The organism is Kribbella sp. DT2 (assembly GCF_049844575.1).
Lineage (GTDB): Bacteria > Actinomycetota > Actinomycetes > Propionibacteriales > Kribbellaceae > Kribbella.
Map to the genome: position 1 here is coordinate 1 of NZ_JBNCLH010000033.1, position 353 is coordinate 353.

Genomic DNA, 353 nt, shown 5'->3' on the forward strand with positions numbered 1-353 from the left:
GTCCGGATCGGGGCCGCGCTCCACGATGGCGGCGAGCGCCCGGCTCTGCTCGGGGGTCAGTTTGGGCACCTGGCCCGGCGCCTTGTCGTCGATCAGCCCGTCCGGCCCGCGTGCATTGAAGGCCAGGACCCAATCGCGCACCGTCTGAAGGCCCACCGCCCCGATCCGGGCAGCGTCCGTGCGGCTCCCGCCATCGTAGACCTCCGCCAGGGCCAGCAGACGCCGGCTCTGACCGGCATCCCGGCTGGCCTTCGCCAACTGCCGAAGCTCGGAAGCGGTAAAATCGTCTCGCAGGGAGATGGCGGCAGACATGGCAAACCCTCCGGTTCGCCCCATCGAATCAGATCCAACGC

General features: G+C 69.7%; 1 protein-coding gene. It reads right to left on the reverse strand.

Annotated features, from left to right (window positions below; all coding sequences use genetic code 11):
- On the reverse strand, nucleotides 1–312 hold a 312-nt coding region (locus ACLQ2O_RS41945), incomplete at its 3' end, for a helix-turn-helix domain-containing protein (RefSeq protein ID WP_425843486.1).
- Nucleotides 313–353 lie beyond the last annotated feature (41 nt).